General features: G+C 56.9%; 11 protein-coding genes, 1 tRNA gene and 1 pseudogene. 7 read left to right on the plus strand and 6 right to left on the minus strand.

Annotated elements, in window-relative coordinates; genetic code table 11:
- The 4 genes and pseudogenes from ACN0VD_RS10895 to ACN0VD_RS10910 form a co-directional block, all read left to right on the plus strand.
- A pseudogene (locus tag ACN0VD_RS10895) lies at positions 1 to 71 on the plus strand (30S ribosomal protein S18); the annotation flags it as partial.
- A 10-nt stretch (positions 72 to 81) separates the two neighbouring features.
- The gene (rplI, locus tag ACN0VD_RS10900; RefSeq protein ID WP_417594127.1) at positions 82 to 720 is read left to right on the plus strand and encodes a 50S ribosomal protein L9; all 639 of its coding nucleotides are present in this window, start codon (positions 82 to 84) and stop codon (positions 718 to 720) included.
- A gap of 87 nt (positions 721 to 807) precedes the next feature.
- Positions 808 to 1,854 (plus strand): hypothetical protein, encoded by a 1,047-nt coding sequence (locus ACN0VD_RS10905; RefSeq protein WP_417594129.1) that lies wholly within the window; start codon positions 808 to 810, stop codon positions 1,852 to 1,854.
- Positions 1,854 to 2,510 (plus strand): Fe2+-dependent dioxygenase, encoded by a 657-nt coding sequence (locus ACN0VD_RS10910; RefSeq protein ID WP_417594131.1) that lies wholly within the window; start codon positions 1,854 to 1,856, stop codon positions 2,508 to 2,510. Before ACN0VD_RS10905 ends, ACN0VD_RS10910 begins: the two co-directional genes overlap by 1 nt.
- A gap of 13 nt (positions 2,511 to 2,523) precedes the next feature.
- Here ACN0VD_RS10910 and folE read toward each other — a convergent pair whose 3' ends face one another.
- From folE to ACN0VD_RS10940, 6 genes are all read right to left on the minus strand, one after another.
- On the minus strand, positions 2,524 to 3,144 hold the full coding sequence (gene folE, locus ACN0VD_RS10915) for a GTP cyclohydrolase I FolE (protein ID WP_417594133.1): 621 nt from the start codon (positions 3,142 to 3,144) through the stop codon (positions 2,524 to 2,526).
- 100 nt (positions 3,145 to 3,244) lie between these two features.
- Positions 3,245 to 3,321, minus strand: a tRNA-Arg gene (locus ACN0VD_RS10920).
- A gap of 52 nt (positions 3,322 to 3,373) precedes the next feature.
- On the minus strand, positions 3,374 to 6,052 hold the full coding sequence (ppdK, locus tag ACN0VD_RS10925; RefSeq protein WP_417594135.1) for a pyruvate, phosphate dikinase: 2,679 nt from the start codon (positions 6,050 to 6,052) through the stop codon (positions 3,374 to 3,376).
- A gap of 217 nt (positions 6,053 to 6,269) precedes the next feature.
- Positions 6,270 to 8,576 carry a glycine--tRNA ligase subunit beta gene (glyS, locus tag ACN0VD_RS10930; protein ID WP_417594137.1) on the minus strand — a complete coding sequence of 769 codons (2,307 nt, stop codon included), beginning with the start codon at positions 8,574 to 8,576 and terminating at the stop codon, positions 6,270 to 6,272.
- Positions 8,577 to 8,688: 112 nt separating this feature from the next.
- On the minus strand, positions 8,689 to 9,561 hold the full coding sequence (locus ACN0VD_RS10935) for a glycine--tRNA ligase subunit alpha (RefSeq protein ID WP_417594139.1): 873 nt from the start codon (positions 9,559 to 9,561) through the stop codon (positions 8,689 to 8,691).
- Between the two features lie 177 nt (positions 9,562 to 9,738).
- Complete coding sequence (locus ACN0VD_RS10940) at positions 9,739 to 11,838, minus strand: molybdopterin oxidoreductase family protein (protein WP_417594141.1); 2,100 nt, start codon at positions 11,836 to 11,838, stop codon at positions 9,739 to 9,741.
- A gap of 144 nt (positions 11,839 to 11,982) precedes the next feature.
- Here ACN0VD_RS10940 and ACN0VD_RS10945 point away from each other — a divergent pair, with 144 nt between their 5' ends.
- From ACN0VD_RS10945 to ACN0VD_RS10955, 3 genes are read left to right on the plus strand one after another with little or no spacing between them, the layout of a single operon-like run.
- Entirely contained in the window at positions 11,983 to 12,939 is a 957-nt protein-coding gene (locus ACN0VD_RS10945) for a TraB/GumN family protein (protein ID WP_417594143.1), read from the plus strand.
- A gap of 51 nt (positions 12,940 to 12,990) precedes the next feature.
- Entirely contained in the window at positions 12,991 to 13,905 is a 915-nt protein-coding gene (locus ACN0VD_RS10950) for a TraB/GumN family protein (protein WP_417594145.1), read from the plus strand.
- Between the two features lie 12 nt (positions 13,906 to 13,917).
- Entirely contained in the window at positions 13,918 to 14,715 is a 798-nt protein-coding gene (locus ACN0VD_RS10955) for an acyl-CoA thioesterase (protein ID WP_417594147.1), read from the plus strand.
- Positions 14,716 to 14,752: the final 37 nt, after the last annotated feature.

The raw sequence follows: 14,752 nt of genomic DNA on the forward strand, positions 1-14,752 counted from the left end.
AGCAACGCGAGCTCTCCAGAGCCATCAAACGCGCCCGCCATCTCGGCCTCCTGCCTTATCTCGTGAAATAGGAGCGAAACAATGGATATTATTTTGCTTGAACGCGTAGAGAAACTGGGAAGCATTGGCGATATCGTCACCGTCAAAAACGGCTATGCTCGCAATTTCCTGTTGCCCAACAAGAAGGCCCTTCGCGCCAATGAGGCGAACAAGAAGGTCTTCGAAGCCAATCGCCAGCAGATCGAAGCGGACAATGAAGCGAAACGCAAGGAAGCCGAAGCGGCTTCGGGCAGCATCGAAGGCAAGCAGATCGTCCTGATCCGTGCCTCGTCTGCCAGCGGCCAGCTTTATGGTTCAGTTTCTGTACGCGATATCGTTGAAGCCCTGAGCGCTGACGGGGCCCATGTTGAAAAGAGCATGGTCATCCTCGAAAAGCCGATCAAGACACTCGGTGTATTCGACGTCCGCATTCGCCTTCATCCTGAAGTCAATGTAACGATTCAGGCCAATGTGGCCCGTTCCGACGACGAAGCTGACATGCAGAAAGACGGCGTCGACGTCATCGCGCAGATGTTCGAAGAAGAACAAGCCGAACTTGCTGCCGCAGCACTTTCACCCGAAAGCGAAGACGAAGGCGAAGATACCGACGGCACAGCTGATGAAGCTGATGCAGAAGTTTCTGAAACAACAGAACAGGACGATAGCGAAACCAAGGAATAGTCCTATTCTGATTATGATATTGAAAGCCCGGGTCCGGAACGTCGCAAGACGATTCACCAGACCCGGGCTTTTTCTTTGGAGGCTGGATTGAACAACGACTGGCAGTCCCTCTTTGCAAAAGATGCGTCTCTTTTTCCGCATCTCGCCGATCTGGCAAAGGATCAGGTCCTGCTATCGACAATGAGCGAGACGCTCTTTCACCAGGCCAGCTTCCTCGATCAGCGCATATTTACTCCCGATCTTCCCCGGCAAATTGTGGCTTGGGCAGATATTGACTCCATCTCTTTGCCAGATTCCCCCAAACCCCAGTATATTTTCCATATCGGCCACGTGGGTTCGACCCTGATTTCCCGGCTGCTGGGAGAACTGGATAATATATTCGCCCTGCGTGAACCGGCGATATTGCGACAGCTGGCCGACGTTCATGTGAACCAACCCGCCGAAGTCGGCTGGGCATCCGATGAGCAAGCCGAACGACTCGTACAGGTCGAGAAATGGTTGTCCCGCGTATTTCATGCCGGGCAGCGGACGATGATCAAGGCGAGCAGTTTTGTAAGCCCGCTTGCCCACCCCTTGTTGGCCGAAAATGGTACTGCGCTTTTTCTGTTCGCCTCCCTTGATCGTTACCTTCAAACCATATTGGCGGGCGATGCATCAAAGCAGGAAGCATCGGCTCTGGCGGATCTCAGGCTTCGCCGCTTGGCCCGGCATTGCGGCCAGGCACTGGGTAAAAAAGAGGATCTATCACTCGCCCAAACCGCCGCACTGGGCTGGCTGTGCGAGATGGCAACGCTTTGCGATGCCAAGTCCCAATGCACGGATGCTGCCATTAAATGGATGGATTTTGATGATTTCTTGCGAGAACCCACCTCTCAATTACAGGTTGCAGCGGATCATTTTGGCCAGAATTTATCGCCAGACCATGCTCAAAGCCTGATTTCAGGCCCGATCATGTCCAGCTATTCCAAGGCCCCCGAATTTGATTATAGTCCATCGCTCCGGGAGCAACTGTTGGCAGAAGCGGCGCAAATTCATGCTGACGATATAAAACAGACACTGCTATGGGTGGATCAATTGGCGCGGCGCTTTCCAATAATCGCCGCCGCGATAGCAACAGCGGAAACGAGACGATAATGTTCAAGCAACTTAGCGTACTGGATCAGTCACAGGTCAACGAACTCAAAAAAATTGCCGACAGCGCCCAATTCGTCGATGGCAAAATCAGCAATCCGTACAGCAAGGTGAAGAATAATCTGCAACTGCATGATGTCGAAGGCTACAAGAAGTCGTCGAAAATTTTGCTAGATGCGTTGATGGCCAATCGCGAATTTGTCGATTTTGCATTTCCCGAGAAAGTCGCGCCGCCGCTGATCACGCGATACAAACCGGGCATGAATTATGGATTGCATGCAGATAGTGCGATTATTCCCCTGCCCGACGGACCAATCCGGTCGGACATCAGCTGCACGATTTTTTTAAGCGACGTGAATGACTGCAAGGGCGGAGCCCTGCACGTTACACAGGGCGAAGCCGGTATGCGGTTCAAGGGGATACCGGGATCCGCCATTGTCTATCCGTCATCCACATTGCACGAAGTCGAGCCGGTTACCCAGGGCGAGCGCATGGTGGCCATCACCTTCATCCAGAGCAAGCTGCCCGACGTGACACAGCGCAATCTGCTTTACGAACTGAACGAAGTCGCCGCGCTGGAAGGCCTCAATATGGCGCACGAAAATTATACCCGCCTGCAGGCGGTGCAATATAATCTGATGCGGCGATGGATGCGCTGACCAGCGCTTTCGCTCAATAGCCCATCAGGCTCATGACTTCCTCGCGGCTGCGGGCATCATCCAGAAAACATCCGAGCAGACGGCTGGTCGTCATCTTGACACCGGGCGTCCGTACGCCACGCGCGGTCATGCAACTGTGGCTGGCCTCGATCACAACCGCAACGCCCTGCGGTTTGAGATATTCCCATATGCATTCCGCAACTTCGGCGGTCAGGCGTTCCTGCACCTGCAACCGGCGCGCAAAGCCATGGAGAACCCGGGCGAGCTTGGATATGCCAACGACCCTGTCGGTCGGCATATAGGCGATGCTCGCCTTGCCGATAATCGGCGCCATATGATGTTCGCAATGGGAATGGAACGGAATGTCTTTGAGCAGCACCAGCTCGTCATAGCCACCGACTTCCTCAAAGGTACGCGCGAGGTGCATGGCCGGATTTTCGGTATAGCCTTCGCAATATTCCTTCCACGCCCGTGCCACACGCTTGGGCGTGTCGATCAGCCCTTCCCGCTCCGGATCATCACCAGCCCAGCGCAAAAGGGTCCGCACCGCATCCTGCACCTCTTCGGGTACAGGGATTTTCCGGTCTTCGCGCTCTGCAAGCGCGTCTTCAATAGAAAGGGAATGGTCAGCCAAAACAGGTCCTTCGGTTCATCAGATGCAATGCCGACGAACTACGCCAGCAACGTGTCGCGCGCAAGTGCACCTTGGGCCATCATATGGCGAAAAAGGAAGGTGGTGCGCCCAGGAAGATTCGAACTCCCGACCCCTTGATTCGTAGTCAAGTACTCTATCCAGCTGAGCTATGGGCGCTAACCAGACGGTGCAGATAGGGGGTGAATCCCCTGCTGGCAAGCCATAAATGCTATTTTTCCGATAGTGCCGCCTGTGCCGCTGCCAGACGCGCGATTGGCACCCGATATGGCGACGCGCTGACATAGTCGAGACCGGTTTTCTCGCAGAAGGCAATCGAAGACGGATCACCGCCATGTTCGCCGCAAATCCCCAGCTTGATGCCGGGCCGAGTCGCCCTGCCCCGCTGTGCCGCGATCTCGATAAGCTGACCGACTCCTTCGACATCGAGGCTGACAAACGGATCGCGCGGAAAAATACCCTTGTCTACATATTGGGTCAGGAAACGACCGGCATCGTCACGAGAGACGCCCAAAGTGGTCTGGGTGAGATCATTGGTGCCAAAGCTGAAAAACTCGCCATGTTCGGCAATCGCGCCGGCCATCAGCGCAGCACGTGGCAGTTCGATCATCGTGCCGACGAGATATTCAATCTCCCGACCTTTCTCGGCGAACACTTCCTTCGCCATCCGGTTGACCACATCCTTCATCAATTCGAGCTCCCGCGCGGTGGCGACAAGCGGGATCATGACTTCGGGGATAGGGGCCTCGCCGCTGGCTTCAGCGACTTCACAGGCCGCTTCAAAAATCGCCCGTGCCTGCATTTCGTAGATTTCGGGATAGGTGACGCCAAGACGGCAGCCGCGATGGCCGAGCATCGGATTGAATTCGTGCAGTTCATTGGCCCGTTGTTTCAGCACTTCCACCCCGACATTGGCGGCTTTTGCGACTTCCTCAAATTCCGACTGCTGATGCGGCAAAAATTCGTGAAGCGGCGGATCGAGCAAACGAATGGTTACCGGCAGCCCGACCATGACTTCAAATATCTGCCGAAAGTCATCGCGCTGTTCGGGCAGAAGCTTCGCCAGAGCCTCGCGCCTGCCGGCTTCGTCGGACGCCAATATCATCTGGCGAACCGCGGTAATCCGGTTGGCGTCAAAAAACATATGCTCGGTCCGGCACAGGCCGATGCCCTCGGCACCGAAATCACGCGCAACCTGACAATCGAGCGGGGTTTCCGCATTTGTGCGCACGCCCAACCGGCGGACCTTGTCGGCCCAGGTCATCAGGACGCCGAAATCGCCAACCAGTTCGGGCTGGATCGTGGCCACACGCCCGGCCATCACCTGGCCATTGCTGCCATCGATGGTCAGCATATCGCCTTCCTTGAGATCACGATCGCCGACCTTCATTACCTTCGTTTCATTGTTGATCGAAATCGTGCCCGCCCCGGAAACACAGGGTCTTCCCATGCCTCTGGCGACGACAGCGGCGTGTGACGTCATGCCGCCACGCGCCGTCAAGATGCCCTTGGCGGCATGCATGCCGTGAATATCCTCTGGCGAGGTTTCGACCCGGACGAGGATGACGTCATCACCCATTTCGGTGCGGCGTTCGGCGGTGTCGCTGTCAAAGACGATGAAACCGCTGGCGGCACCGGGCGATGCCGGCAGACCGGTCGTCAGCACGTCGCGCTCGGCTTCGGGATCGAGAGTCGGGTGGAGCAGCTGGTCAAGCGCCATCGGATCGACCCGCGACACCGCCTCTTCCTCGGAAATCAGGCCGTCATGGGCCATGTCGACCGCGATTTTCAGCGCCGCCTTGGCGGTCCGCTTGCCCGAGCGGGTCTGCAGCATCCAGAGTTTGCCGCGCTCTACGGTAAATTCAATATCCTGCATATCGCGATAATGCCGTTCGAGCAGATCGAACACGTCGGTCAACTCCTTGTAGGTCTCCGGCATGGCCTCTTCCATCGACAAAGGCTTGGCATTGGCCAGTTCGCGCGCCACTTTGCTGAGATATTGCGGCGTCCGGATACCGGCGACGACATCCTCGCCCTGCGCGTTGATCAGCCATTCGCCATAATAGGCGCTTTCACCGGTCGCAGGGTTGCGGGTGAAGGCAACGCCGGTGGCGCTGGTTTCGCCCATATTGCCAAAAACCATCGCCTGGACATTGACGGCCGTGCCCCATTCCGAGGGAATATTGTTGAGCCGGCGGTAAACCTTGGCGCGGTCGGCCTGCCAGCTACCAAATACGGCGCTTACCGCGCCCCACAGCTGATCATTGACGTCTTGCGGAAACGGCTTGCCCCATTGTTCCTCGACCAGCGACTTATACTCGCCAACCAGCGCTTTCCAATGTTTAGACTCCATCTCGGTATCGGTGAAAAAGCCGTTGTCTTCTTTAAGAATTTCTAGCGCTTCTTCAAAAGCACCATGATCCAGTTCGAGCACCACGTCAGAGTACATCTGGATGAACCGGCGATAGCTGTCCCAGGCGAACCGTTCATCACCGGAGGCTTTCGCCAGACCTTCGACCGTCGCGTCGTTGAGGCCAAGATTGAGCACCGTGTCCATCATCCCCGGCATCGAGGCGCGGGCGCCGGAACGCACGGAAACCAGCAGCGGATCGACGGCATCGCCGAATTTCTTGCCGGTAACGGATTCGATATGGGCGACACCCTGCGCGACCTCGGCGGTCAGGCTGTCGGGATAAACACCACCATCGGCATAATATTTGGTGCACATTTCGGTGGAGATCGTAAAACCCGGAGGGACCGGCAATCCAATATTCGCCATTTCCGCGAGATTGGCACCTTTGCCACCTAGCAGGTTGCGGGCCTCTGTGGAGTCACCGGGCGCGCCGTCTGCGTCCATTCCGCCACCGAAACGATATACATATTGGGTCATTCTACTGCCTTATCACTATCAAACCCCCTCCTGTTCAAAGGAGGAGAAGCTGTGGTTTGTGCGGCAGCCGGCGCCGTGCCGGCTTCCACATTTACGGGTGGGGACTGGCTCCACCCGGCCCTCCCCTAGAGGAGACGGGCCTATCGATCAATTCGGGCTGCCGCAAAATCCGCGGGCAAACTTTACACACTTTACACTGTTATGAATTGATTATCCGCTAGCCTTCAATCTTCGAGAAATCGGCCACCTGATGCACCGCGTCACGGAAGCGGCCAAGCAGGGAAAGCCGGGCTTCACGCTTGCTCTGGTCTTCATCGTTCACGGTCACATCCTCAAAAAACTGGTCAATCGGTCCGCGCAAGGCCGCCAGCGCGGTCATTGCCTTTTCAAACTCTTCCGCCGCGATCGCAGCGGTCACGTCCGGCTGTGCCGCGTCGAGCGCGTCGATCAGCGCCTTTTCCGCTTTTTCCGGCGTGTAGGAAAGGGGTTTTGCATCCCCCTCTCCGTTCGTCTCGAGCGAAGTCGAGAGACCCTGCGCACTATCATCCGTGTCTCGACTACGCTCGACACGAACGGCACCAGCGCCTTCCTTCTTCAAAATATTCGAAGCCCGCTTGTACCCGGCGAGCAGGTTCACGCCATCCGTAGTTTCCACAAATGCCTGCAAGGCCTTCACCCGGGCGAGCAGGCGCACCAGATCGTCTTCACCGCCCAGCGCGAACACTGCATCGATCAGGTCATGACGAACGCCTGCTTCGCGTTGCTGGACTTTGAGACGGTCAGTTATAAAATCTCGAATATCGTGCATGAAAACACGTGACCATTGTTGCTTTAATTCTCCTCGGGTTGTCTCAACAGGTGGCGGCTCCGTGCGCTCGTCCTCGATCTCTTGCTCATGGTACAAATGCCTAGCCTCCGCCAACCATTCCGGCAGCTTTCCTCGTAAGCCATTTTGAGTAACCAAAGAGAGAACACCCAAAGCTGCTCTGCGAAGAGCAAAAGGGTCTTTCGACCCGGATGGCTTCAGATCTTTCATGAAAAAACCGGCTATGCTATCCAGCTTATCCGCCAAGCTCACATACACAGTCACCGGATCGGTGGGCACATCGTCGCCCTGCCCGACCGGCTTGTAATGATCTCTGATTGCGTGTGAGACTTCTACCGGAAGCCCTTCTTTCTCTGCATAATAGCCACCCATCAAGCCTTGCAGCTCGGGGAACTCGCCGACCATTTCGGTGACGAGATCGGCTTTGCAGAGACGTGCGGCCTGCTTGGTCTGTTCCGGGTTGGCATGGAGTAACCCGGTCCCTTCTAAAGACGCCAACCACTCAGCCAGCTTGGCCACACGCTCTACCTTGTCGGCAACCGTCCCCAGTTTCTCGTGGAACACAATGTTGCTCAATTTCTTTGCATGATCCTCCAACCTGATCTTCTGGTCAAGTTCCCAGAAGAATTTGGCGTCGGAGAGCCGTGCAGCGAGGACTTTTTCATTCCCCGCGACAATTGCCTTGCCGCCATCGCTGGCGTCGATATTGGCCGTGCAGACAAAATTCGGGGCCAAGGCGCCCTTTTTGTCGCGGCAAATGAAATATTTCTGGTTCACCCGGGCGGTTAGCTGGATTACCTCTTCGGGGACATCGAGGAACGCGGGATCAAAACGGCCGAGCAATGGCACCGGCCATTCGGTCAGGCCGGCGTTCTCGATTACCAGGCCTTCGTCTTCGACCAGATCCAGTCCGGCGTCCGATGCCGCCTTGGCGGCCCCATCGCGGATGATATCCTGGCGCTCTTCATGATCGACGACCACATGGCAGGCGCGCAATTTGTCAACATAATCACCGGCGTTTCCGATGGTGATGCGCCCGGGCTCCGTTCGTGTCGAGCGTAGTCGAGACATGTTGGGATCGTTCTCTGCCGCCGGTCTCTCGACTTCGCTCGAGACGAACGGAGCTTTTGCATGATGGAATCTATGTCCGACAGTATCATAGCCTGACGTCATGCCATCAATTTCGCATGGCACAAGGTCGTCGCCGAATATCGCCACAATGCCGCTTAGCGGGCGCACCCAGCGCAGGCTCTCGGTCGACAGGCTGGCTTCGCCCCAGCGCATCGATTTGGGCCACGGAAAGGCCTTGATCATCGCGGGAATCGCTTCCGCCAGCACATCTTTGGTGTCGCGGCCCGGCTTGTTGATTACCGCAAAAAAGGTCGGGCGGCCCTTGACGTCACGCACTTCCAACTGGTCCCGGGTGACGTCATTTTTGCGGCAGAAACCGTCAACCGCCTGATCGGGCGCGCTTTCAGGCGGGCCCTTGGCTTCCTCGCTGACCGCTTGGGTTTGCGCAGGCAGGTCCGTTGCGATCAGCGCGAGACGCCGTGGCGTCGAATAGACAGTGACGCCACCAGCGTTCAGGCCGGCTTCGGTCATCTGTTCGGTGAACAGCCGCTGCAGATCGGTGCGGGCTTTCGCCTGCATGCGGGCAGGAATTTCTTCTGACAGGAGTTCCAGGAGAAAGTCGGTCATCTACTTCCTCCCCGAAACTCGTCATCCTGAACTTGTTTCAGGATCCCTAGAGATGGCGCGCGTGCCGCACGAGGTCCTGCAACAGGTTCAGGATGACGATATTGATGGATCATCACGCCGCCCACCCGTTTTTTTCCATATGCGCTTCGCAGCTGCCCTTCGCGAGATCACGGACCCGGCCCATGTAGCTGGCGCGTTCCTGGACGCTGATGACGCCACGCGCCTGCAGCAGGTTGAATACGTGACTCGCCTTGATCGCCTGCTCATAAGCCGGAATCGGGAGCTTTGCCTCGAGGCAGTTCTCGCATTCGCCGACCGCCTTGTTGAACAGGTCGAACAGGGTCTCGGTATTGGCGATTTCGAAATTCCATTCCGACATCTGCTTCTCATTATCCAGGAAGATATCGCCGTAACTCACTCCATTACCGTTGAAATCCAGGTCATAGACGCTGTCGACATTTTGGATATACATGGCCAGCCGTTCAAGACCATAGGTCAGCTCGCCGGCGACCGGCTTGCAGTCAAAGCCGCCCATTTGCTGGAAATAGGTGAACTGGGTGACTTCCATACCGTCGCACCAGACTTCCCAGCCGAGTCCCCAGGCGCCGAGCGTCGGGCTTTCCCAGTCATCCTCGACGAAGCGGATATCGTGCAGCATCGGATCGATACCGATCGCGACCAGACTGTCGAGATAGAGCTGCTGGATGTCCGGCGGCGATGGTTTGAGCACCACCTGATATTGATAATAATGCTGGAGCCGGTTCGGGTTGTCGCCATAGCGGCCATCGGTCGGGCGACGGCAGGCCTGAACAAAGGCGGCGTTCCACGGATCAGGCCCCAAAGCCCGCAGGGTGGTCGCGGGATGGAAGGTTCCGGCACCCATTTCCATGTCATAGGGCTGCAATATCACGCAGCCTTTGTCACTCCAGTAATTGTGGAGCTTCAGGATAATCTGCTGGAAGCTGAGAGGCTTCGTATCGGACAATTTCAGAGCTTTCTTCGCGAATGCAATATTTACGCGCTGCTTTGGCGAAGGCGGGCAGCAGGGTCAAGGGAGGAATGGCCGCACTGCAACCTTATTCGTCATGCCGAACTTGTTTCAGCACCCCGTTACATGTTTTTGCCCGGCCCGGAGGCCTGAAACAAGTTCAGGATGACGGGGTCATTCCGCCGCCACCAATTCTTCTGCTGCCTCTACCGTAACCGACACCGCATTCAGCACCGCATTGCCCGAAAGAGGATCAAAACTCTCCGTATCGGTCAGATCGTTGATGGAAACCCCCGGCTTTTCGCCCGCCACCGACAGCCCGACGCCCTTGCGTCCGTGACCGAAGCCATGGGGGATCGATACCACTCCGGGCATGACGTCATCGCTCACTTCGACCGAAATATCGACGCTGTTCACCCGGCTGGTCACTGTCGCCATGGCACCATCGGAGAGGCCGCGCGCTGCTGCATCATCGGGATGGATCATCAAGGTGCAACGATCCGGCCCCTTGAACAGGCGCTTGCTATTGTGCAGCCAGCTGTTGTTCTGGCGCACGTGACGGCGGCCGATCAGGCGCAGACTGTCCGGTTGCTCATTATCGAGAGAAACCGCGAAGCGCTGCAGTTCGGCGAGAAAATCGGGATGGGCGCAAAGGATCATCTTGTCCCCGGTGCGGAGCCTTTCCGCCATGCACGGCCGCAGCGGTCCGAGATCAATGCCATTGGGCGCTGCCTCCACTTCCGCCAGCGTCAGTCCGGCGGGGGAGCTTTGTAACATGCCGTCGAGCACATCGCGCGGTTCGCGGATATTGGGGACATCCTGACCGTCCTGCGCCAGGATTTCCCGCGTCAGTTCCGCGATAATCTCCCAGTCGGTCTTCTCGCCATCCTGCAGCTCGATAATCGCCGGCGAGTAGCTGGCATAGTTGCGGATCGCCAGCGGCCCGAAGAAGAACGGATAGTGATCCTTCTCCAGCGGTCCGCAGGGCGGCAGTATATAGTCGGCATGGCGGCTGGTCGCGGTGACATACATGTCGAACGAGACCATCAGGTCGAGTCTCTCCAGCGCCCGGTCCAGTTTGGCGCCGTCGGGAGCCGACAGCACCGGATTGCCGGTCACCACGAACAAAGAGCGAATGCGCTCGTCATCATCGCGGAGCATTTCATCGGCAAAGGTCACCATCGGTAGTTCGCTCATCACCGACGCCATGGTGCCGCGCACGGTCTCGGCGGTCCGCACCGATCCCCTGCCCACCAGATTGATCGTGTCGAGCGCCGGTTCCGGCACCATCGTTCCGCCGACCCGGTCGAGATTGCCGGAGGCGATATTGATCACCTGGATCAGCCACTGGTTGAGCGTGCCAAATTCACAGACCGAGACACCCATTCGGCCATAGATGGCAGCGGGCTGGTCCGCGGCAAGTTGAGCGGCCATATCCTGCATGTCCTCCACAGAAATGCCGCAATGGGCCGCAAGCTGGTCCATGTCGAAGCCCGCAATGGCCGGCTCGATGGCGCTCCAACTGTGATCGAGAATATCATCCATCCTGGAAATATCGACCAGCCCGACATCAAAAATGCTTTTCAATATCCCGATCAGGAGCGCGGTGTCGGTCCCCGGCTTCACGAAATGATGCGCGTCCGTCAGCTTGGCGGTCTCGGTCCGGCGCGGGTCAACGACGACCAGCTTGCCGTCGCGGGCCTGCATTTCCTTCACGCGCTTTTTGAAGTCCGGCACGGTCCAGATGCTGCCATTGGACGCCGCCGGATTGCCGCCGATGATCAGCAGATACTGGCTGCGGTCGATATCCGGCACCGCGGCGAGGCTGACATGGCCATACATATGATATTGCACGACATGATGCGGGATCTGGTCGAGCGTCGAGGCGGAGTAGATATTCTTCAGCCCGATCGCCTTGCGCAGGGTGCTGATCTGGGTCGCGATACCATAGTCATGGGCGGCGGGATTGCCCATATACATGGCGGGCTTGGCGCCCTGCCCCTTGAGCGCCGTCAGCTTGGCAGCAATTTCGGAAAAAGCCTGATCCCAGCCGATTTCCTGCCACTCGCCGTCGACTTTTTTCACCGGCTGGTGCAGGCGGTCGGGATCATCCTGCAAATCGGCGATCGCCGTCGCCTTCGGACAGATATGCCCCCGGCTCAGCACATGATCCGGATTGCCCCTGATCGAGACTATCTTGCGCCCCTCAACTTCGACCAATAGGCCGCAATTGGCTTCGCAGATATGACAGGTACGGGCGTGGATCGTGCTCATCGGAACCTCCTTGATTTAATCATTCGGTTAACAGATTGCTCCGCCGTTAGCCAGCGCATGCGGACCGCCGCTCAAATTTTGCTGGGCATTTGCGGCCAATTGTTCAATGAAGCCGGTTTCCACCTATTGTCGGAGCAAATATCCATGACGCGTCGCTGGCTTAATTACGCTTTTCTCCTTCCCCTCTGCCTGTCCTTTACCGCTTGCCAGACGCCGAACAGCGAACCCACCCGTGCCGGCGGCGACGCCGTTGCCAATGTTGCCGAAACGGTCGCCACACCGGCGGTGATGCCCGATGATCCCGATCCCGCGCTGTGGGTGATCAAGGATGAAGATACGACCATCTATCTATTTGGAACCATCCATATCCTGCAGCCTGGACTGACATGGTTCGATGAGGCGGTGAAGGAAAGTTTCGACGCGTCCGACGAACTGGTTGTCGAAATGATCAAGCCGGATCCTGCGGCCATGGCAAAAATCGTTAGTGAACTGGCAATCGACAAGACCGGCATATCGCTCCGCGACAAACTCGCGCCAGAAGACCGCGCCGATTATGAAGCCACACTGACCAGCCTCGGGCTCCCGGTCGCTGCATTCGATCCGCTCGACCCCTGGTTCGCAAGCGTCAATCTGTCGCTAATCCCCCTGATGCGTAACGGATATGATGCAGACCAAGGTGTCGAAGATGAACTGCTGGCGCATGCCAAGGCCCGGGCGATCAAAATCACCGGACTCGAAACACCGGAGCAGCAGTTGGGCTTTTTCGACAATCTGCCGGAAGAGGTGCAAATTCGTTTTCTCAACTTCACCGTCGATACGGTTGACGAGGCCGCCGATGGCATGGAACAGATGGTCGCGGAATGGGCCAACGCCAATATCGACGCGCTCGGCGAATTGATGAACGCCGGGCTCGAGGACAAGATTCTCTACGAAACGCTGCTCGTCAATCGCAACGCCAGCTGGGCAGAATGGGTCGATCAGCGGATGGAACAGCCAGGAACCGTATTTCTGGCGGTCGGCGCCGGACATCTCGCCGGAGACAGCAGCCTGCAAGCATTGCTCGCCAAAAAAGGGTTTGTTGCAGAACGGATCGAATATTGATTATTTCGTCTCCGGCTTTTCTTTTGCCGACAAGCACACCACATAGACAATATGCTTATCATTAGATTCATCCTGACGCTGATCGCATCGTTGATGCTCACCGCGTGCAACGCTACGCCTGATCCTGTTACGCTCAACACAGTCAAGACCGGCACGCCCGCATTGTGGAAAGTCAGTGGCACAAAGCCTGAACAAAAGGGCGTCGCCTACATGTTCGGCACCATCCACATCCTTCCCGACGATGTGCAATGGCGCACACCGGTCCTGGAAGCTGCGATTGCGGAGTCTGACACTCTGGTCATCGAAGTGCTGGGACTGGACGATACCCGGAATGCAGCGAAGATATTTTCCCGACTGGCGATTTCCCCCGGTCAGGAGAAACTGGACACGCGAATCAAGCCGTCGCTGAAGGAGGATCTCGACCGAATTATCGACTCTGCCAATATTCCCGAACGCGCGCTCAATCGCATGGAAACGTGGGCCGCCGCACTTTCTCTGGCTTCGGCGCAGACCAAGAGCCTGGGGCTGAATTCCAGCGGCGGAGTCGAGAAGAAACTCACCGCCCAATTTGAAAAAACCGGCAAGCCGATCGAGTCCCTGGAAACCATAGAATTGCAACTCGGCTATTTCGACAAGCTTCCCGAGGCGCAACAGCGCCAGATGCTGACCACCGTGGTTGAAGATTCAAGTGATGCCCAGCAGGCGTTTGAAGAATTGTTCAACGCCTGGATGACGGGCAACATCGATGATATCGTGACGCTTTCCGACGGGGGAATATTGTCCGACCCCAAGACTCGCGAATATCTGCTGGTGGCGCGCAATCTCAATTGGGCGGAACAGCTGGACAAGCGTCTGCAAAAACCGGGAATATCGCTGGTAGCGGTCGGTGCGGCTCATCTCGTCGGGCCGGATGCGGTTCAGGAAACCCTTGTAAAACGCGGATATAAAATCGAAAAAATACAATAAACGGGGCACCACATGACATTTATATTTGATCGCGAAACTGCGCTCATCGCGCAGGGTGACGGACAGTTTACGATCGAGGCAAGCGACATATATCGCAATCCAACCGGCATGGCTTTTGGTGGATGGGTTGCAGCGATTGCTGCACGCGCCGTAGAAGATCATCCCGAACGTCGTGGTCCGCTGGTTTCCCAGCAGATAATATATATGACCGGCGTCGGATCGGGCGAGGTGCAGCTGTCGGTCAAATTATTGCGCGCTGGCTCCTCGACCCAGTTCTGGCGCGTGGAATTGTCGCAAAATGGTGCATTGACAAACGCCGCCGATATCGTGACAAGCACCCGCCGTCCGACAGACATCGACTATCAGATCGTAATTCCAACCGCAAAATCACCGGAAGAATCCATCTTGGTGCCATCGGTCAACCCAATGGCGCCTGCATGGGCTGTCCATTATGATCAACGAATCGCAAAAGGCATCCCTTTCGCGGTCAATGAATCCCCTGATGCGATGGTGTGGATCAAGGAAACGGACGGCCGTCCCGTGGACCGCGTCAGTCTCTTTTCGATACTCGACACGCCGATGCCCCGGACATTTTTTGTTACCGAACAATTCCGCCCCGGTTCGACCGTTTCGATGGCCACCTATATATATGCGAGCGATGATGATCTCGCGGCAGCCGGAAATGATTTCATGTTGCTGCAGGTCACTGGCGCAACGGTCCGCAACAGCGCGACCGATGGTCGGGTCGAAATCTGGTCACAAAGCGGCACATTGCTCGCGACAAGCTCCCAGATCGGCTTTTTTCGCTAGAGCGTCGCCAGCCACGCAAATCCCTTGCTTTTGCGAG

The organism is Parasphingorhabdus sp. (genome assembly GCF_048267785.1).
Taxonomy (GTDB): domain Bacteria; phylum Pseudomonadota; class Alphaproteobacteria; order Sphingomonadales; family Sphingomonadaceae; genus Parasphingorhabdus.

What these genes read in the sequence shown, in the direction of transcription:
- ACN0VD_RS10950 (WP_417594145.1), top strand. Translation starts at nt 12,991, where the DNA reads ATGCTTATCATTAGATTCATCCTGACGCTGATCGCATCGTTGATGCTC.
- ACN0VD_RS10940 (WP_417594141.1), bottom strand. Translation starts at nt 11,838, where the DNA reads ATGAGCACGATCCACGCCCGTACCTGTCATATCTGCGAAGCCAATTGC.
- glyS (WP_417594137.1), bottom strand. Translation starts at nt 8,576, where the DNA reads ATGACCGACTTTCTCCTGGAACTCCTGTCAGAAGAAATTCCTGCCCGC.
- ppdK (WP_417594135.1), bottom strand. Translation starts at nt 6,052, where the DNA reads ATGACCCAATATGTATATCGTTTCGGTGGCGGAATGGACGCAGACGGC.
- ACN0VD_RS10945 (WP_417594143.1), top strand. Translation starts at nt 11,983, where the DNA reads ATGACGCGTCGCTGGCTTAATTACGCTTTTCTCCTTCCCCTCTGCCTG.
- ACN0VD_RS10955 (WP_417594147.1), top strand. Translation starts at nt 13,918, where the DNA reads ATGACATTTATATTTGATCGCGAAACTGCGCTCATCGCGCAGGGTGAC.
- rplI (WP_417594127.1), top strand. Translation starts at nt 82, where the DNA reads ATGGATATTATTTTGCTTGAACGCGTAGAGAAACTGGGAAGCATTGGC.
- ACN0VD_RS10910 (WP_417594131.1), top strand. Translation starts at nt 1,854, where the DNA reads ATGTTCAAGCAACTTAGCGTACTGGATCAGTCACAGGTCAACGAACTC.